At 62.3% G+C, this 18,971-nt stretch carries 18 protein-coding genes; 12 read left to right on the forward strand and 6 right to left on the reverse strand.

What is annotated here, in order from left to right; translation table 11 throughout:
- Positions 1–15: 15 nt before the first annotated feature.
- From BLT85_RS13885 to ggt, 5 genes are all read left to right on the forward strand, one after another.
- Positions 16–552 (forward strand): hypothetical protein, encoded by a 537-nt coding sequence (locus tag BLT85_RS13885; protein ID WP_093395888.1) that lies wholly within the window; start codon positions 16–18, stop codon positions 550–552.
- A 41-nt stretch (positions 553–593) separates the two neighbouring features.
- Complete coding sequence (locus BLT85_RS13890) at positions 594–2,162, forward strand: GMC family oxidoreductase (protein ID WP_407920178.1); 1,569 nt, start codon at positions 594–596, stop codon at positions 2,160–2,162.
- Between the two features lie 95 nt (positions 2,163–2,257).
- Positions 2,258–2,746 (forward strand): pantetheine-phosphate adenylyltransferase, encoded by a 489-nt coding sequence (coaD, locus tag BLT85_RS13895; RefSeq protein ID WP_093395894.1) that lies wholly within the window; start codon positions 2,258–2,260, stop codon positions 2,744–2,746.
- A 17-nt stretch (positions 2,747–2,763) separates the two neighbouring features.
- Complete coding sequence (locus BLT85_RS16790) at positions 2,764–3,015, forward strand: YfhL family 4Fe-4S dicluster ferredoxin (protein WP_093395897.1); 252 nt, start codon at positions 2,764–2,766, stop codon at positions 3,013–3,015.
- Entirely contained in the window at positions 3,012–4,703 is a 1,692-nt protein-coding gene (ggt, locus tag BLT85_RS13905; RefSeq protein WP_093395900.1) for a gamma-glutamyltransferase, read from the forward strand. Before BLT85_RS16790 ends, ggt begins: the two co-directional genes overlap by 4 nt.
- Positions 4,704–4,855: 152 nt before the next feature.
- Here ggt and BLT85_RS13910 read toward each other — a convergent pair whose 3' ends face one another.
- The 4 genes from BLT85_RS13910 to BLT85_RS13925 all read right to left on the reverse strand — a co-directional run bounded on the left by BLT85_RS13910 (position 4,856) and on the right by BLT85_RS13925 (position 7,950).
- On the reverse strand, positions 4,856–5,197 hold the full coding sequence (locus BLT85_RS13910; RefSeq protein ID WP_093395902.1) for a hypothetical protein: 342 nt from the start codon (positions 5,195–5,197) through the stop codon (positions 4,856–4,858).
- A 144-nt stretch (positions 5,198–5,341) separates the two neighbouring features.
- The gene (mutM, locus tag BLT85_RS13915; protein ID WP_093395905.1) at positions 5,342–6,154 is read right to left on the reverse strand and encodes a bifunctional DNA-formamidopyrimidine glycosylase/DNA-(apurinic or apyrimidinic site) lyase; all 813 of its coding nucleotides are present in this window, start codon (positions 6,152–6,154) and stop codon (positions 5,342–5,344) included.
- A 13-nt stretch (positions 6,155–6,167) separates the two neighbouring features.
- Positions 6,168–7,511: a hypothetical protein gene (locus tag BLT85_RS13920; RefSeq protein WP_093395908.1), complete on the reverse strand. Its 1,344-nt coding sequence runs from the start codon at positions 7,509–7,511 to the stop codon at positions 6,168–6,170.
- A gap of 10 nt (positions 7,512–7,521) precedes the next feature.
- Positions 7,522–7,950 carry a PaaI family thioesterase gene (locus BLT85_RS13925; protein WP_093395911.1) on the reverse strand — a complete coding sequence of 143 codons (429 nt, stop codon included), beginning with the start codon at positions 7,948–7,950 and terminating at the stop codon, positions 7,522–7,524.
- 227 nt (positions 7,951–8,177) lie between these two features.
- On the opposite strand from BLT85_RS13925, the gene BLT85_RS13930 reads away from it, so the two are divergent.
- The 4 genes from BLT85_RS13930 to BLT85_RS13945 all read left to right on the forward strand — a co-directional run bounded on the left by BLT85_RS13930 (position 8,178) and on the right by BLT85_RS13945 (position 11,904).
- Entirely contained in the window at positions 8,178–9,692 is a 1,515-nt protein-coding gene (locus BLT85_RS13930) for a 3-hydroxyacyl-CoA dehydrogenase (RefSeq protein ID WP_093395914.1), read from the forward strand.
- Between the two features lie 3 nt (positions 9,693–9,695).
- Positions 9,696–10,898, forward strand: coding sequence for a 3-oxoadipyl-CoA thiolase (locus BLT85_RS13935; protein WP_093395917.1), 1,203 nt, complete (start codon positions 9,696–9,698; stop codon positions 10,896–10,898).
- A 156-nt stretch (positions 10,899–11,054) separates the two neighbouring features.
- The gene (locus BLT85_RS13940) at positions 11,055–11,339 is read left to right on the forward strand and encodes a hypothetical protein (RefSeq protein WP_407920148.1); all 285 of its coding nucleotides are present in this window, start codon (positions 11,055–11,057) and stop codon (positions 11,337–11,339) included.
- Positions 11,340–11,421: 82 nt separating this feature from the next.
- A complete protein-coding gene (locus BLT85_RS13945; RefSeq protein WP_093395924.1) occupies positions 11,422–11,904 on the forward strand; it encodes a YbhB/YbcL family Raf kinase inhibitor-like protein in 483 nt (160 codons plus the stop codon).
- Positions 11,905–12,080: 176 nt separating this feature from the next.
- On the opposite strand, the gene BLT85_RS13950 is transcribed toward BLT85_RS13945, so the two are convergent.
- Positions 12,081–12,749: a crotonase/enoyl-CoA hydratase family protein gene (locus BLT85_RS13950; protein WP_093395927.1), complete on the reverse strand. Its 669-nt coding sequence runs from the start codon at positions 12,747–12,749 to the stop codon at positions 12,081–12,083.
- Positions 12,746–14,371 carry an AMP-binding protein gene (locus tag BLT85_RS13955; RefSeq protein WP_093395930.1) on the reverse strand — a complete coding sequence of 542 codons (1,626 nt, stop codon included), beginning with the start codon at positions 14,369–14,371 and terminating at the stop codon, positions 12,746–12,748. Before BLT85_RS13955 ends, BLT85_RS13950 begins: the two co-directional genes overlap by 4 nt.
- Positions 14,372–14,594: 223 nt before the next feature.
- On the opposite strand from BLT85_RS13955, the gene BLT85_RS13960 reads away from it, so the two are divergent.
- From BLT85_RS13960 to BLT85_RS13970, 3 genes are all read left to right on the forward strand, one after another.
- Complete coding sequence (locus BLT85_RS13960) at positions 14,595–15,389, forward strand: IclR family transcriptional regulator (protein ID WP_093395933.1); 795 nt, start codon at positions 14,595–14,597, stop codon at positions 15,387–15,389.
- 232 nt (positions 15,390–15,621) lie between these two features.
- The gene (locus BLT85_RS13965; protein WP_093395936.1) at positions 15,622–17,715 is read left to right on the forward strand and encodes a 3-hydroxyacyl-CoA dehydrogenase NAD-binding domain-containing protein; all 2,094 of its coding nucleotides are present in this window, start codon (positions 15,622–15,624) and stop codon (positions 17,713–17,715) included.
- Positions 17,716–17,773: 58 nt separating this feature from the next.
- The gene (locus tag BLT85_RS13970; protein WP_093395939.1) at positions 17,774–18,970 is read left to right on the forward strand and encodes an acyl-CoA dehydrogenase family protein; all 1,197 of its coding nucleotides are present in this window, start codon (positions 17,774–17,776) and stop codon (positions 18,968–18,970) included.
- The last annotated feature ends 1 nt before the right edge of the window (position 18,971 follow it).

The following is an 18,971-nucleotide window of genomic DNA, read 5'->3' on the forward strand; positions in this document are numbered from 1 at the left end:
TAAAAAGGCATCAGCATGGCCACTCGTTCCTTCGATCTGTCCCGGCGCGAGCTCCTGAAGCTCGGCGCTGGCGCCAGCCTGGCGCTGACCACCGTCGGCATGACCGCTACGCTGACCGGCTGTTCATCGAGCCAGGCGGCGAGTGACTACGCCGTACTGCGCGAGTCCGACCTGCCGGTGCTAAGGGCGCTGTTTCCCGCAGTCGTCGGCGAGCACCCGGCCCTGCGCGAAGATAGCGCGGCTCTGGAACGGGCCATCCGTCAGCTCGATACCACACTCGACAGCACCTCGCCGGCCGTGCAAAGCGACGTCCTCGACCTGCTGGGCATGCTCAGCCTGCCGCTCACGCGCGGCCCGCTGACCGGCATCTGGGGTAGCTGGGAGAAGGCGTCGCCCGAAGCGCTGCAGAGCTTTCTCGATCGTTGGAAAAACAGCCGCCTGGACATGCTGCGCCAAGGGTACAAGGCGCTCGGCCAGCTGCTGTTGATGAGCTGGTACGCATTACCGCAATCCTGGGCGGACGCGGGCTATCCCGGCCCGCCAACCGTCTGATCGCTTCGAGAGAATCCCATATGCCCGTACCCGATTTATTCATGGAAGGTGTCGCACGCGGCTGGCAGGTACTCGACGCCGGCGAATTCGACAGTGAGCGAACCATTGACGCCGATGTAGCCATCATTGGCACCGGCGCTGGCGGCGGCACGACAGCCGAGATCCTCGCCAATGCCGGGCTGCGCGTGGTGCTGGTCGAAGAAGGCTCGCTGAAGACTTCCAGCGATTTCAAGAATGACGAGGCCAAGGCGTACGCCGAGCTGTATCAGGAAGGGGCTGCCCGCGCCACACGCGACGGTGGCATCGGTATCCTTCAGGGCCGCACCGTTGGCGGCACGACGACGGTGAACTGGACCAGCAGCTTTCGGACCCCGACACCTACGCTGGAGCACTGGGCCGCAGAACATGGCGTCAAGGGGCTCGATGAGACAAGCATGGCTCCGTGGTTTGCGCATATGGAAGAACGGCTGGGCGTGTCGCCCTGGGCAGTGGCCCCGAACGCCAACAACGACGTGCTGCGTGCTGGCTGCGAATCACTTGGCTGGCATTGGGCAGTCATTCCGCGCAACGTTCGCGGCTGCTGGAATCTCGGTTACTGCGGAACCGGCTGCCCGACCAATGCCAAGCAATCAATGCTGGTGACTACCATACCCGCAGCGCTGGAAAAGGGCGCCCTGCTGATTCACCGCGCCCGCGCCGAGGAGCTGGTATTCGAAGGCGACCGGGTCATCGAGGTGCGCTGTCGGGGGATGAATGCACAGCTGACGCGCGCCGATGGCCAACTGGTCCGGCTGCGGGCGCGCCATGTGGTGCTGGCCGGTGGCGGTATCAACAGCCCGGCGTTGTTGCTGCGCTCGAAGGCGCCGGACCCGCATGGCCGCACCGGCAAGCGTACCTCCCTGCATCCGGTCAATTTCACCGTGGCGCAATTCGACGAGCCGATCAACGGGTTCTATGGGGCGCCTCAGTCGATCTACTCCGACCACTTCCAGTGGCAGCACGGCGCAAGCGGACCGATGAGCTTCAAGCTGGAAGTGCCGCCGATGCAGCCAAGCATTACCTCCGCCTTGCTGGGCGGGCACGGCAGCGAGAACCTCCAACGGGTGCGCAAGCTGTCGCACAGCAATGTGATGATTGCGCTGATGCGCGATGGGTTCGACGAGCAGAGCCAGGGCGGCTCGGTGATGTTGCGCGACGATGGCACGCCGGTGCTGGATTATCCGCTTAACGACTATCTGATGGATGGTGCTCGCCGGGCTTTCCTGTCGATGGGTGAAATCCAGTTCGCCGCTGGTGCGCGCGCCGTATCACCCACCCACAGTCACGGCCAGTTCAGCCACAGCTGGAAGGATTTCCGCAGCCAGGTCGAGGCGCTCAGCTATCGCATTCACGACGTCCGCCTGGCCAGCGCTCACGTCATGGGCGGCTGCGCCATGGGCGAAGACCCGCGCCAGTCGGTGGTCGACAGCCGCGGCCGGCATCATCAACTTGGCAACCTCTCGGTGCTGGACGGCTCGCTATTCCCCACCAGCGTCGGAGCCAACCCGCAGCTGTCGATTTACGGCATAGTCGCGCGTCTGGCCACTGACCTGGCCAGCGAACTCGCCTGACCTCACCGGAGCGGTCACGCCGCTCCTGGCTTGGTCCCGCCGGCGCATTGCGCTACCATTCGCTTCCCCACCTCCTGCGCAGGATCATCCGATCGATGAATACGGTTCTCTACCCTGGCACCTTCGACCCCATTACCAAAGGCCATACCGATCTGGTTGAGCGGGCTTCGAAGCTGTTTGACCGGGTGGTTGTGGCGGTGGCCGCGAGCCCGAAGAAGAACCCCGCGTTCCCACTCGAGCAGCGTGTCGAGATGGCCCGCGAAGTCCTCTCGCATCTGCCCAATGTCGAGGTCGTGGGCTTCTCCTCGCTGCTGGCGCATTTCGTCAAGGAAGTGAATGCCAACGTGTTGCTGCGTGGGCTGCGGGCGGTGTCGGACTTCGAATACGAGTTCCAGCTGGCGAACATGAACCGCGTGCTGGCTCCGGATGTCGAAAGCCTGTTCCTGACGCCATCGGAAAAGTATTCCTATATTTCTTCAACGCTGGTGCGGGAGATCGCCGCGTTGAATGGTGATGTCACCAAGTTCGTTCACCCCAAGGTCAACGACGCCCTGATCAAGCGCTTTCGGCCCGATCAGGCGTAAGCGGAGTATCCAGCACCATGTCACTGATCATTACCGATGACTGCATCAACTGCGATGTATGTGAGCCGGAATGCCCAAATGGCGCCATCTCGCAGGGCGAGGAGATCTACGTGATCGACCCCAACCTGTGCACCGAGTGCGTCGGTCACTTCGACGAGCCGCAGTGCCAACAGGTGTGCCCGGTCGACTGCATCCCTCTGGACGCGAACAACGTCGAGAGCAAGGACGAATTGATGGAGAAGTACAAGATCCTTACCGGCGCCGCATGAGTCGCCTGCGCTGTACCCTGCTATCTCTTGGCCTGCTGATCAGCGGTGCGCTCCAGGCCGCCGTCCCCGATCAGCAGGCAGTCGCCACTGCCCATCCTTTCGCTACCGACGCCGCGCATCAGATCCTTGACCAGGGCGGCAATGCCTTTGACGCCGCCATTGCAGCGGCCGCGACGCTGGCTGTGGTCGAACCGCAGGGCTCCGGCCTCGGCGGGGGCGGCTTCTTTCTGCTGCGGCTCCAGCAGGACGATGGCGTGGACTACCGCTTCCTCGATGCGCGCGAAACCGCGCCCCTGGCGGCGCACCGGGACATGTATCGCGACGCCGACGGGAAGGTATCTCGCAGTGCCTCGCTGAATGGCCCCTTGGCTGCCGGCATACCGGGCTTGCCGGCAGCTCTGGTGCATCTGGCTGAACGCTACGGCGAGCTACCGCTTGCGGCCAGCCTGGCGTCCGCCATCGAGGCAGCGGAAAAAGGGTTCCAGGTCAGCGACCGTTACCGCACACTCGGTGGCTTCCGCCTGGACGCGATGCGCGCCGATACCGAGACCGCAAGAATCTACCTTCGCGATGGCGAGTTACCGGCCGAAGGCACGCTGATCAAGCAGCCCGAGCTTGCCGCCACCCTGCGCGCCCTGGCTCAGCATGGCCACGATGGGTTCTATGCCGGCCAGACTGCTCAACGTTTGGTCGAAGCCGTGCGGGGAGCCGGAGGCATCTGGCAACAGGCCGACCTCGACGCGTATCAGGTAGTCGAGCGCGAACCCGTCCGCTGGCACAGCCAGGGCCACCAGATCATCAGTGCGCCGCTGCCCTCCGCAGGCGGAATTGCGCTGGCGGGGATTCTGCAGGGGCTGGAGTCGCTACCGGAAACCGAGCGTGGCTCAGTGCAGCGCACCCACTATCTGGTCGAGCTGATGCGCCGGGTGTACCGCGACCGCACTGCTCTGCTGGGCGACGCCGACCAGGTCGAGGTGCCCGTCGCACGGCTGGTGTCGGCAGATTATGCGAAGACCTTGGCTGATAGCATATCTGCCGATCGCGCTACGCCAAGTAGTGAGCTCGGTGCTCCGCGTGCCTTCAACGAAGGTACCAATACCACGCATTTTTCGTTGATTGACCGCCATGGTAACGCCGTCGCCGCCACGCTGAGCGTCAATCTGCCCTTTGGCGCCGCGTTCACCGTGCCTGGCACTGGCGTGCTGCTGAACAACGAGATGGACGATTTCGCCGCGGACCCGGCCGGCAGCAACGCCTACGGGCTGGCCGGCAGCGAAGCGAATGCGATCGCGCCGGGCAAACGGCCTTTGTCGAGCATGACCCCGACCATGCTCGAGAACGATCAGCAGCTGGCCGTACTGGGCACACCCGGCGGTAGTCGCATCATCAGCATGGTCCTGCTGGGCAGCCTCGAAGCCATCGAGGGGCAACCGGTGGAGCAATGGGTCTCGCGCCCGCGCTTCCACCACCAGTACCTGCCAGACCACATTCAGGTGGAGGACGATGCGTTCTCGCCTGCCGAGCGCGCAGCACTGGAGCGACTAGGGCATCGTATCAAGCCGGTCGGTCGCGATTACGGTGACATGCAGGCGGTGAACTGGGACAAGCGCAACGGTGAGCTGTCCGCTGCCAGCGATCCTCGCGGCGAAGGCAAGGCGCTGGCCAGGCGGGCGCTGAAGGCAGACTGAGCGAAGGTGGCCAGCTCCGGCTTCCAGATGAACACACCAACGAGGGTGAGCAGGGCCGCGCTGAGCCAGCCCGGCCTTGAGAATGCACGCATAGCTAGCGACGAAACGGCGTAGCGACGGCCCGCCGCATCCGCTTCGCCGATCAGGCTATATCAGAGGCTTTCCTGCTGTTGCTTACGACCGTAACCGGTCTTGGTGCAACCGAGGCAGCGCAGGAAGGTTTCGCGACCGGGGCGCACCACTAGCTCCTGTCCGGCTTCGGCAGTGTTGCCAGCCAGCGCAGTGAACGGCAGGCTGACGATGAACGCGGCAGCGCCGACAGCTGTTACGGCAGCGCCGATCGGACGCGCGATGATCAGGTCTCCAACCATGGCGAAGATGCCAGGATTTTCGACGTGTTCTTCGTAACCAAAGGCAGCGGAGTCAGCGGCGTGAATACTGCCGGCGAGCAGCAGGCCGGCCAGAACGGCGGTAGTGTGACGTAACAGGCGCATAATAGGATCCCTGGTGGTGGCCCGGTAGGCAATTATTCTCACGTACGGCGCCCGTCCCGGGTGCCGTTTGGCCATTGTAGGCCCAATCGTGACATTACGGAATCTGACCGCAGAAAATTGCCAACCCGTCCCGTTTACCGGGGTTCAGCGCTGGCAGCGGCGACAGAAAACCGAACTGCGCTGGCCCAGGCGAACCTCGCTCAGCGTGGCTCCACACACCTTGCAGAGCTGCCCGCCACGACCGTAGGCAAACAGCTCCTGCTGGAAGTATCCGGGCTGACCGTCACCGCCGATGAAGTCGCGAAGCGTGGTACCGCCGCGCTCGATGGCGTAGGCCAGTACGCGACGAATCTCCTCGGCGAGTCGGTCGTAGCGAGCGCGGCTGATTCGTCCGGCCTCGCGCCGCGGGTCGATGCCCGCAGCGAACAGTGCCTCGGTCGCGTAGATGTTGCCCACGCCCACCACCACCATGTTATCCATGATGAAGGGCTTGACCGCCATGCTGCGCCCGCGTGACAGGCGAAACAGCCGCTCGCCCACGAAGTCGTCCGACAGCGGCTCGGGACCGAGGCTGGCGAGCAGCGGGTGGTTGAGCGGATCGGTGCTCCAGAGCATGGCACCGAACCGACGCGGATCGGTATAGCGCAGGGTCATACCCGAATCAAGTTCGATATCGACATGCTCGTGCTTGAGCACCGGCGTACCCGCCGGCACCAGCCGCAAATTGCCTGACATGCCCAGATGGCTGATCAGCGTACCGCCGCCGATATCCATCAACAGATACTTGGCGCGACGCTTCACCGACGCGAACGTCTGATCCTCGATCTGGATCGCCAGATCCTCCGGAATCGGCCAGCGCAGACGCCGATCGCGCACGATCAGGCGCGTCACACGACGGCCCTCCACGTGGGGAGCGATGCCGCGGCGGGTAGTCTCGACCTCGGGCAATTCAGGCATGGAACGCTGGACCTCAGCTATGCAACCAGTAGGTGGCGAACAATAACAGCAGCAACAACGGCATGACACTCACGACGAAGCGCCCGTTCCAGCCAAAGGCTACGCGCCAGGGCTTCTCACCACTGTAACGCGCCAGGATCAGAGTCGATGGGCCGAACGGCGAGAAGATCATCGCCAGCGAAAAACCGCACATCAGCCCCACCGCCGGCGTCATGATCGGCACACCAAGATAGCCCAGCTGAGCCAACAGGCCCGCTATCAACGACAGCGAGACGATTGGTGCGACGCCAATCACCGCCAGCGTGATAGTGCTGAACAGACTGGCGATGGCCAGCAACAGGTTGTATTTGGGCTCCTGTGCCAACCAGGTCGCGATCTCTTCGAGCGGGGCGACAGCGCCGAGCACCGCGCCCAGTACCGCGGCGCAACCGAAGATGAACATCTCGTTGTGCATACTGCTCATGTTCTCGGTGACCTCGCTCAGCGCGGCGCGCGGCGAACGATCGCGCCAGAGCAGGAACGACACTACCCCGAAAGGGACCAGCACCATGGCCGATTGCGACGCCGACAAGCCGGAAACCCACGCCAGCAGACCGATCGCCCCCAACCCCAACAGGCTCCCAATCAACAGACTGATCATGCCTTCTGCTTTGCTGCTGTCGCCGATGCTGTCCCGCAGGGCGAGCAGGCCGCCGGTCTCACGGCGCCATCCCACCAGGATCATCATGACCGCCGCGACGACCCCGTAGGGCACCATGCTGGCCCAGGACAGCTCGGGCATTTCACGCGAGATGATCGCAATGGTGACGCTGGTCGGTGCCAGCAGAGGCACCAGCGCGAAGCCGCGCAGGGTCGTCACCATCACACTGCGCAGGCCGGCGCGGCGCTGATCATCAGTGAGCGGGTAGCGCTTGAGATGTTCGGTGAGCGTGCCGCAGAGCAGGTTCATCATGCCGAAGTTGAGAATCGAGCCGATGCTGCCCGCGGCCAGCACATAGCGGGGGTACAACACGACCTTCGACCCGGACAGCAGCGCCTTGTGCATCTCACGCAATTGCGGCAAACGCTTGGCGAGCAGCTGCATCAGCCCCAGGGCACCGAGGAAGCTGGTGTAATACGCAGCTGACGAGGCCAGCCGGGGCCACAGGGCCGCATCGGTGCGGTGGCTGAACAGCGAGGCAATGACGATCGCCAGCGTGACGATCCCCAGCCAGCGTGGGTAGGGATTGAGCCGGTTGAAATGCAACGCGAAATAGGCAAGAAAGACCAGCGCCGCCAACCAGCTCAACGGCTTGAAGGCACTCAGCAGAGCCAGCAACTCCAGGCCGACGCCCAGCGGTAGCAGCGCCGCTTTCATGCCGGGCAGCTCACGGCAGGTCCTTGCGGAACGCGCCCTTCTTGAATACGCCTTCACCGAAGCCGATCAGCTTGTCATTCTCATCGAGCAGATCACAGCTGGCCATGAATACCTTGTGGCCCGCATTGCGGCAGGTCGCGACGGCCCGTACCCGGGTGCCCACCGGGGCCGTCGCGGAGAAATTCACGTTGAGCGACAGCGTGATGGCGACGCGGCGCTCCTCGGCGCTCGGCGCCCAGGTGCCGCACAGGCCCATGGCGATGTCCAACAGGCTGGCAGTGACGCCGCCATGCAGGTTGCTGGCATTGTTCATATGCTTCTGAGTCAGCGTCAGAGCGATAACCGCCCGGTCCTTGCCGTATTCCACCAGCTCCACGCCCAGATCCTGAAAGAAGCCGGTGACCGAGCGCTCGACAGCCTGACGTTGATCCTGATCCACTAGACACCACCTTAATCTACACTTGCGGGACACTACAGCCACCAGCCGGCCCTAGCCAGCCTCGACTGTCCTGATGTGAGACAAGTATGCCACGCCGCCGGGCTAACGGCGCGAGGCCTGCTGGCCGGGCGAACTTGCAACGGCGCAGGCCAGGATTTAATCTCGCATACCTGCAACGAAACCTCATTCCGCTATGCGGAACGACAAGAGTAACGAGGAGTGTACGCATGTTCAACCGGATTGGCGTGATCGGCGCCGGTGCCATGGGCCGCGGCATCGCCCAGCTGTTCGCCTCCAGCGGCCAGCAGGTATTAATGTATGACACGCGCGCCGAAGCGATCGCCGACGCACTCGAGTTCAACCGCAACCTGTTGCAGCGTTCGGTCGCCAAGGGCAAGCTGAGTCAGGACGATTACGACGCCACCGTCGCACGCATGCAGCCGGCATCGAGCCTGGAAGATCTGAAGGACTGCGATCTGATTATTGAGGCCATCGTCGAACTGCTCGAGGTCAAACAGAACCTGTTCCGCGATCTGGAAGCCATCGTTCGCGAGGACTGCCTGCTCGCCACCAACACGTCTTCGCTCTCGGTCACCCGCATCGCTGCCGGCTGCCAGCGCCCCGAGCGCGTAGCCGGCTTCCATTTCTTCAACCCCGTCCCGCTGATGAAGATTGTCGAAGTGGTACGTGGTTCGCGCACCGATGAGCGCTACATCCAGGGCCTGGTTGAACTGGCCGAAAAGGCCGGCCACTTCCCGGCGATCACCCCGGACACCCCCGGCTTCCTGGTCAACCATGCCGGCCGTGCCTTCGGCACCGAAGCGCTGCGCATGCTCAGCGAGGGCGTCGCCACGCCGCAACAGATCGATCGTATCCTGCGTGACGGCCCCGGCTTTCGCATGGGTCCGTTCGAGCTGTTCGACCTGACCGGCCTCGACGTTTCCCACGCGGTGATGGAGTCGGTGTACGAGCAGTTCTATCATGACCCGCGCTACACCCCGTCCTTCATCGCAGCGCAGCGTGTGGCGGCCGGCCTGCTGGGGCGCAAGACCGGGCAGGGCTTCTACCGCTATGAGGACGGCCAGAAGATCGAGGAGCCGGAGCAGGTCCCTGAGACCGTCATGGTCACTCGCCCGTTCTGGCTGCATTGCGACGACGCCGCCGTGCGCAGCGATGTGCATGCTGCCTTGTCTGCTGCCGGCGCGACCCTGGAAACCGGCAACCAGCCAAGCGAAGAAGCCATTTGCCTGGTGACCCCGCTTGGCGAAGATTGCACAACCGCCCTGCTGCACCTGGGCCTGCCCGCCGAGCGTACCGTGGCGATCGATGTTTTCGCCAACTGGGACAAGCGCCGAATCCTGATGCGCAACCCTGCGGTCGCCGCCGACATCGTTGCCCAGGCTCGCCAGGCACTCGGCGCCGATGGGGTTCCGGTAGAGGTCATCAACGACTCGCCCGGCTTCGTCATCCAGCGCCTGATCGCCAGCGTGACCAACCTCGGTTGTGACATCGCGCAAAAAGGCATCGCCACTCCGGAAACATTGGATCGCGCTATCCAGCTTGCACTCGGTTACCCCAAGGGCCCGCTGGCCTTCGGCGAACACTTCGGCAAGCAGCGCGTGTTGACTGTGCTGTGCAATCTACAGGCGGTGTATGGCGAGCCGCGTTACCGGCCCAGCCCCTGGCTGCGCCGTCGCGCCCAACTCGATCTGCCACTGACCACCCCGGACAACCAGGAGTAATCCATGAGCATTGCCTACATTTACGATGGTCTGCGTTCCCCTTTCGGTCGCCACGCCGGTGCTCTGGCCAGCGTGCGGCCGGATGACCTGCTCGCCGAAGTCATGCGTGCGCTGATCGAACGCAACGGCTTTGACACCATGGCCTATGAAGACGTGGTGATGGGCTGTACCAATCAGGCTGGCGAAGATGCCCGTAACCTGGCACGCCATGCAGCCCTGCTGTCCGGGCTGCCGCACAACGTGCCGGGCATAACCGTCAACCGCCTGTGCGGTTCCGGCCTCGCCGCGGTACTCGACGGCCACCGGATGATCCGCGCTGGCGAAGGCGACCTGATCATTGCCGGAGGCGCTGAGAGCATGAGCCGTGCGCCTTTCGTCATCGCCAAGAGCGAGTCGCCCTACTCGCGCGAATTCCGCGCCTTCGACAGCACCATCGGTGCGCGCTTCCCTAATCCCAAGGTCGAACAGGCACATGGCGCCGACACCATGCCGCAGACTGCGGATAACGTCGCCGAAGAGCTGAACATCAGCCGCGAGCAGGCTGATACCTATGCCGCGCGCAGTCAGGAACTGTACGAAAAGGCCCGCGTTGACGGTTTCTTCAAGGACGAGATCCACGGTATCGAAGTGCCGCAGGGTCGCAAAAAGCCGCCGAAGCTGGTTGATCAGGACGAGCATCCACGTCCGGAAAGTAACCTCGAAGCCCTGTCGAAACTGAGACCGCTGTCGGAAGGCGGCGTGGTCACTGCCGGCAACGCTTCTGGCGTGAATGATGGCGCTGCTGCGCTTATCCTCGGCTCGGAGGCGGTGGGCAACAAGTTCGGCATCAAGCCGCGGGCGCGGATTCTGGCCGGTGCGGTAGCCGGCGTGCCGCCGCGCATCATGGGCGTCGGCCCGGTCGAGGCCTGCAAGAAGGCGCTGTCACGCGCCGGTCTGACCCTCAAGGACATGGACGTTATCGAGATCAACGAGGCCTTCGCTTCGCAGGTGCTGGGCTGTGCGAAGCTGTTGGAACTGGACTTCAACGATCCGCGTCTGAACCCCAACGGCGGCGCCATTGCCGTCGGACACCCGCTGGGCGCTTCCGGCGGTCGTCTGGCACTGACTGCCACGCGCCAGCTTGAGCGTACCGGTGGCCGCTATGCCCTGGTCAGCCTGTGCATCGGCCTGGGTCAGGGCGTCGCGGCGGTGATCGAGCGAGTTTAACCCGCCCAAGTAACACGCAAGACCCCATGAAGCCCTGCCGCCCCGCAGGGCTTCATTGTTTCCGGGCTGCACTTCGCAGCAGCTCGCTGGCATGTGCGCCGACCAGCGGTTCTGCTAAGGTATCGCCACTTCGATTTCGCAGGAATAATGACACAAATGAATCCGTTCGAATGGCTCGGAGAAGTACTCGGCTCGATTGTCCGGGTGATCATCGACAGCCTCGCCTGGCTGTTCGATATGCTCAGTGGCGCAAGCGCGGCCTTTATCAATGGCTTCGCCCGTACGCTGGGCGTCAATAGCAGCTGGCTGAGTATCGCCGCGGTGATCGTCGGGCTACTGCTACTCTATGCAGGTGTACGCGCGTTCATGCGTAGACATTTTATTGCCGGCGTCATCTGGTTGCTGCTGGGGCTGTGGTTGCTAAGCGCCCTGGTGCGCTGAGCCGGGAACCACGGCAGGCCGGCGGAGTCGGCAGTCAATACGCTCCGCACTCGACACAACGCATCCAATCCGAGGAGGTTATATGGGTTTCGCACTGTCCACCGAACTGCAACTGACCAGCACCGCTTTCGAGCAGCATGGATCCATTCCCACCAAGCACACCGGTGAAGGCGTTGACGCCTCTCCTGCGCTGAGCTGGTCCAATCCGCCCGCGGGGACTAAATCGTTCGCGATCATCTGTCATGACCCGGATGCGCCGCTGATTTCGCCTAACGGTACCTACGGTTTCGTTCATTGGGTGCTGTACAACATTCCGTCCGAAGTCGAGTCTCTACCCGAAGGTACCAGCGACTTTACGTCCGGCAAGAACAACTTCGGCAAGATCGGCTACAACGGCCCGATGCCGCCTGAAGGCCATGGCCGCCACCATTACTATTACTGGATTCTGGCGCTGGATGCAGACCTGCATCTGCCAGAAGGCATGAACATGTGGGAGCTGCTGGCCAAGGTCGAGCGCCATACACTGGCTATGAACCGTCTGATCGGCACCTACCAGCGCAGCTGATCTGGACCCCGTGTAGGGGCGGACGGGGTCGTCGGGACCTCAGCGCGAGGAGGTGGCTCATGGACCCCCTTCGCGCCCAGGTGCGCTCCTACAGAAACCCAAGCCGGCTCTCCTTGTAGGAGCGGGCATGACCGCGAAAGGGGATGCAACCAGCCACTCCTGCGGCTCGTTACCGATCAGTCTCCCAACGACTGCCCGATCGCCTCACGAAGCGGTGCATTCAGCAACCGCCGCGTTTCCCGGTAGGCCCGACGATCCAGAACCGCCAAGGCCTTTACCTTGCTCCGTGCCCGCTCGATCAACTGATCCGGCGGGCACAGCTCGTCGAGAAACCCAGCCTCCACGGCCTGCGCCGGGTCGAGCATCTCAGCCTGCAACGCGCAGCGGGACAGCCAGGCGGTCGGGATTCGTTCGCGCGCGAGATGCATGGCGACATCAGGCATGGTCATGCCGATCGCGACCTCGTTGAGGCTGATCTTGAATGGTCCGGCCGATCCGAACCGGTAGTCGGCCAACAATAGAAGAAAAGCCGCCTTGGCCATGGCGTGTCCAGTGCTGGCAATCACTAGCGGCGCCGGAAAATCGAGCAGCGCCACGGTCAACCGGTCGCCCGCCTCGCGCATGGCGTCACGTGCGGGCCCGCCTGCATCGATCAGTTTGCGGTCATACCCACCACTGAACATCCCCGGACGACCGTGCAGCAGCACCGCCGCATCGGCCTGCGCAGCCTGCTCGAGCGCATCGAGCAGCGCCTCGATCATGCTCTGCGATAGTGCGTTGGCCTTGCCGTCGTCCAGCCCGATCTCGGCGATGCCATCCGTTATGACGAGGCTGAGCGCGCTCATTGTTCGAACTGCGCGCGGGCTTCGTCACGCAACACGCGGCGCAGCAGCTTGCCGACGGTGGATTTGGGCAAGTCTTCGCGGATTTCGATGTAACTCGGCACTTTGTAACCGGTCAGATGCTCACGGCAGTGCGCGATGATTGCCTGCTCGTCGAGGCTCTGGTCATTCAGGCTGACGAACAACTTGATCGCCTCGCCCTTGCGCTCGTCCGGCACGCCGACCGCGACGCACTCGCGGATGCCCGGATGACGCATGACCGCGTCTTCCACATCATTGGGGTAGACGTTGAAGCCGGACACCAGAATCATGTCCTTCTTGCGATCAACCAGTTTCAGGAAACCCTCGTCGTCGATGATGCCGACGTCACCGGTCTTCAGCCAACCGTCATCGGTGATGACCTCGGCGGTCTCACCGGGGCGCTGCCAGTAGCCTTGCATCACCTGGGGACCGCGAATAAGCAACTCACCCGGCTCGCCGCGCGGCGTCTCGTTACCGTTGTCATCGATGGTCTTCATTTCGGTATCGATCACCGCGCGGCCAATGAAGCCTTCCTTGTACGGTGTGAAAGCGGTCGAAGCCACCACCACCGGCGATGTCTCGGTCAGTCCGTATCCTTCGCGGATCACCGCCCCTGTACGAGCCTGCCAGCGCTTGGCAATCTCCGTGTTGAGCGGTGCGCCACCGGAGTTCACCCACTTCAGTTTGCTGAAATCGATGCTGTCGAATTCGGGATGGTTCATCAGCGAGACGAACAGCGAATTGATGCCGGTCAGCAAGGTGATTGGTTGACGTTTGATATCCGCAATCATGCTGTCGAGGTCGCGGGGATTGCTGATAAGGATACTGTGGAAGCCGGTATACACCGAAGCGATGCAATTCGCCGTGAAAGCGAAGATATGGTACAGCGGCAATGGCGACACCCGCACTTCGTTACCGTATTCGACGTCCCCTTCGCGGATGATGCTCACCGCCTGCAGCACGTTGCTGAGGATGTTTCGGTGAGTGAGCATGGCGCCCTTGGACACGCCCGTTGTTCCGCCGGTGTATTGCAGCAGGGCCAGGTCATCAAGACCTCGCTCGGGCTGGACGTCAGGTAGCGCTTCGCCGCGGCGCAGCGCCTGCATGAAGCGAACCGCTTCCTTTTCATCGGTGTCGTACACCGGATTGCGCAGGTCATCGGCGCCCGTGATGATCAGCAGGTCGATATCGGTAGCGCCCTCGATCTTGCGCACCAGCGGAACCAGCTTGTCGAGGACCACCACGGCCTTGGCGCCGGAGTCGGCGAACTGATGACGGGCTTCAGGCGGCGTGTACTGCGGGTTGGTATTGACGATAACCAGACCGGCCTTCATCGCACCGAAAATGGCGATGGTGTATTGCAGCAGGTTGGGCAGCTGGATGGCCAGGCGATCGCCGGGCTCCAGCCCCGCCTCGTGGCGCAGGTAGCGCGCGAACAGGTCAGCCTTGTCGCGCAGCTCGCTGAAGCTCAGGGTCTCGGGCCCGCAGGAGAAGGCCGGTTTGTCTCCGTAGCGCTGGCAGGCTTGCTCCAGCACGTCGAAAACGTTGCTGTGTCCAAGTTGCGCCAGTTGGGTGGTCACGACCGAATGTGCGGGAGTCGACATCTGAACCTCTTTTTCGGATTGTTATTTTGCAGTGCGAAACTACATACCAAAAAGATGCTATTCTATCCATCCCAAGTGTGCAATCATCGAGACAATCTCGCTACAGTCTCGCTGTGCAGAACGCCTGCATCTGGTATGGTTTCGACTTCCGGAAAACAATCCGGGGTACGTGAAGAACAATAATAGACCGCTGCAGGACGCATCGATAAGGTAACCAGACCACATGAACGAAGAGTTGGAAACCCTCAAGGAGACGTTGCCCGGCAAGGACCGCAAATTCGTCGAGGCGCTTTCACGCGGCCTGGATGTGTTGCGTGCGTTCAGCCAGGGCGCGGTCGTCATGGGCAATCAGGATATCGCCCGGATAACCGGCCTGCCCAAGCCCACCGTCTCGCGGATGACCTACACGCTCACCAAGCTCGGTTATCTCAGTTATTCCCCTCAGTTGGAAAAGTATCAGCTCGATTCGGGCGTCCTCGCCCTCGGCTATGCTTATGTCTCCAATCTGCGTGTCCGTCAGTTGGCGAAACCCTATCTGGATGAGTTCGCCAGAACGACCAACACCTCGGTCGGCCTGACCTGCCGCGATCGGCTATCGATGATCTACGTAGAGAATTGCCGCCCTGCGGAGACCACGTCCTTGCGGATGGACGTCGGTGTGCGCCTGCCACTGGCGACGACCGCCGCCGGACGCGCCTATCTGGCTGCGATGAAAGAAGAAGAGCGTAGCCACGTGATCGCCGCCCTGAAAGATCGTCATCCGGAAAATTGGGACGAGCTTGAGGCCGGCCTGGCGCGCAGTTTCGACGATTACGCCACGCATGGCTTCTGTCTGTCTCTCGGCGACTGGGATCGCAATGTCAACGCTGCCGGCGTGCCCTTGTTTCTTCAGGACGGCACGCTGATGGCGCTAACCTGCGGGGCACCGTCGTATCTGGTCTCCGAAGAGAAAGTGAAGAATCAGCTGGCTCACCAGTTGGCGATGCTCGCGCGGGATGTCGAACGGCTCGGCGTCTGACCGCGCCGGTCAGCCTGGCTGGAACCAAAGCGCCACCGGGCTGCCAAAAACTATCGCCCGCTCTCTCAGCCAGCATGCTGCGAAGCGGGCCATCACCTTGAATGATTCATCCACATTTCGCCTGCGCGGGGCATCGACAAAGGATTTGTTTTTTTGTATTTTGCCTAGCGAAACATGGTTTCATTATTTCGCATAGTGAAACACAGCCCACCCAATTAAACGGAGGTTAAGCATGTCGGACGTGGTTACCCTGGAACGCCAAGGCGACATTGCCGTCGTCACAGTCAACAATCCACCGGTCAACGCATTGGGGATTGCGGTGCGCGAAGGCCTGCAGAACTGCTTCAAGGCCGCCGAAGCCGATCCGGAAGTCAAAGCCATCGTCCTGGTCTGTGAAGGCATGACCTTCATGGCCGGTGCCGACATCAAGGAATTCGGTAAGCCGCCGAAGTCTCCGAGCCTCCCCGAAGTAGTCGCCGGCATCGAAGCCGGTAACAAGCCGAGCGTTGCCGTTATCCATGGCACAGCGCTGGGCGGCGGCCTTGAAGTTGCCGTCAGCTGCCACTACCGCATCGCCCGCAAGGACGCCAAGGTCGGCCTGCCTGAAGTCAAACTGGGTCTGCTGCCCGGCGCTGGCGGTACTCAACGTCTGCCGCGCCTGGTGGGCGTACCCAAGGCTCTGGACATGATTGTTTCCGGCAACCCGATCGGTGCCCCGGAAGCGTTCGAGCTGGGTGTGGTCGACAAGCTGATCGAGGGTGATCTGCTCTCCGAAGGCATTGCCTTTGCCCAGCAATTGTTGATGGACGGAAAGGGCGCGCGCCGCACCGGCGAGCGTACCGACAAGCTCGAAGGCGTGGACAATGCTGGTGCCGTCGCTGCCAAGCGCGCCGAGATCGAGAAGAAGATGCCAGGCCTGTTCTCGCCGCAGCGTTGCGTCTCCGCCGTCGAAGCGTCATTCACCTTGCCGCTGGAAGAAGGCCTCAAGCGCGAGCGCGAGCTGTTCGGCGAATGTCTGACCTCCCCACAGCGCGGCGCTCTGGTTCATGCATTCTTCTCCGAGCGTCAAGCCTCCAAGGTTGACGACCTGCCCAAGGACACCCCGGTTCGCGAGATCAAGTCCGCCGGCGTCATCGGTGGCGGCACCATGGGCGTGGGCATTGCCATCTGCTTCGCTAACGCCGGCATTCCGGTGAAGATCCTTGAAATCAGCAGCGAAGCCCGCGACAAGGCCATCGACCGTGCCCGTGACACCTACGGCATGAGCGTCAAGCGCGGCAGCCTGACTCAGGACGCGCTGGAAAAGCGCATGGGCCTGATCAGCGGCGTTACCGACTACGCTGACCTCGGTGACGTCGATGTGGTCGTCGAAGCGGTATTCGAAGAGATGGGCGTCAAGCAGAAGGTTTTCGAAGCGCTGGATGCCAACTGCAAGCCGGGCGCGATACTGGCGAGCAACACGTCCTCACTGGATCTGAACAAGATCGCCGAATTCACCAAGCGTCCGGAAGATGTCGTCGGTCTGCACTTCTTCAGCCCGGCCAACGTCATGCGCCTGCTGGAAGTGGTGCGCGGCGAAAAGACCAGCAACGAAGTGCTGGCTACCGCCATGGCGATCGGCAAGAAGCTGAAAAAGGTCTCAGTACCAGTTGGGGTCTGCGATGGCTTCGTCGGCAACCGCATGGTCTTCCAGTACGGCCGCGAATCGGAATTCCTGCTCGAAGAAGGCGCCACTCCGGCCCAGGTCGACGGCGTGCTGAAGAAGTTCGGCATGGCCATGGGACCGTTCGCGATGCGCGACCTGTCCGGGCTGGACATCGGCCTGGCTATCCGCACTCGCCAGCGTCAGACCCTGCCAGCCGAATACAAGCTGCCGACGATTCTGGACAAGATGGCTGAAGCCGGCATGCTCGGTCAGAAAACCGGCAAGGGCTTCTATGTATATGAGCCGGGCTCGCGTACCCCGCAGGAGAACCCGGACCTGCCGCCGATCCTCGAAGCCGCTTCAAAAGAGCAGGGTGTCGAGCGTCAGCAACTCTCCGATGAGTACATCATTGAGCGCACCATTTACGCGCTGATCAACGAGGGCGCCAAGATCCTCGAAGAAGGTATTGCCCAGCGCGCCAGCGACATCGATGTGATCTACCTGAACGGTTACGGCTTCCCCGCCCACCAGGGCGGCCCGATGTTCTATGCCGATGCCGTCGGAGTCGATCGCGTGTACGCGAAGATCTGCGAATTCCACGACAAGCTCGGAGCCTGGTGGAAGCCGGCGCCGCTGCTGGAGAAGCTGGCCAAGGAAGGTCGCAAGTTCGCCGATCTCTGATGACCCGGAACCCGCCGGTTCGCCGGCGGGACCGTACCGTATATAACGAGGACTACACATGGAAATCCATTTCTCACCCGAGCAGCTCGCCTTCCGTGACGAAGTGCGTGAGTTTCTGAAGAACAACCTGCCCGAGGACATCGCGGCCAAGGTCAAACTTGGCAAGCACATGGCCAAGGAAGACCACGAGCGCTGGCAGAAGATTCTGTCCAAGCAGGGCTGGTACGCACCGGGCTGGCCGGTCGAGCACGGCGGCACCGATTGGGGTCCGATCGAGAAGCACATCTTCGACGAAGAGTCCGCAGCTGCCGGCGCTCCGCGCCTGGTGCCGTTCGGCGTCAATATGGTCGCCCCGGTAATCATCAAGTTCGGCACCGAAGAGCAGAAGCAGAAGTACCTGCCGCGTATCCTCGACGGCACCGACTGGTGGTGTCAGGGTTACTCCGAGCCGGGCGCCGGTTCCGACCTGGCTTCGCTGAAGACTCGCGCAGTCCGTGACGGCGATCACTACATCGTCAACGGCCAGAAGACCTGGACCACTCTGGGCCAGCACGCCAACTGGATCTTCTGTCTGGTGCGTACCGACCCCGAAGCCCAGCAGCAGCGCGGTATTTCCTTCCTGCTGATCGACATGGCTACCCCGGGTATCACAGTGCGCCCGATCATTACCCTGGACGGCGATCATGAAGTCAACGAAGTCTTCTTCGACGACGTCAAGGTCCCGGTCGAGAACCTGGTCGGCGAAGAGAACAAGGGCTGGACCTGTGCCAAGTACCTGCTGACTCACGAGCGTACCGGTCTGGCCGGCATCGGCGCCTCCAAGGCGGCCATGCGCCACCTCAAGCGCGTTGCCTCCAAGCAGATGAAGAATGGCAAGCCGCTGATCGAAGACACGCTGTTCCGCACGCAGATCGCTGAAGTCGAGATGCAGCTGATGGCTGCCGAGATGAGCACCCTGCGTATCGTTGCCGCGGCCTCCGAAGGTGGCGTACCGGGCGCGGAAAGCTCGATCCTCAAGGTTCAGGGCACCGAGATTCGCCAGGCCATCACCAACCTGCTGCGCAAGGCCCTGGGTGTGTACGCCCTGCCCTTCCTGCCGGAAGAAATGGAATACGGCTACGAAGGTGAAGTACTGGTGGGTGACTACGCGGCATCGCTGGCGTCCTCGTACTTCAACATGCGCAAACTGTCGATCTTCGGCGGATCCAACGAGATCCAGAAGAATATCGTCTCGAAAATGATTCTCGAACTCTAAG

Source organism: Halopseudomonas xinjiangensis, from assembly GCF_900104945.1.
GTDB classification, from domain to species: domain Bacteria; phylum Pseudomonadota; class Gammaproteobacteria; order Pseudomonadales; family Pseudomonadaceae; genus Halopseudomonas; species Halopseudomonas xinjiangensis.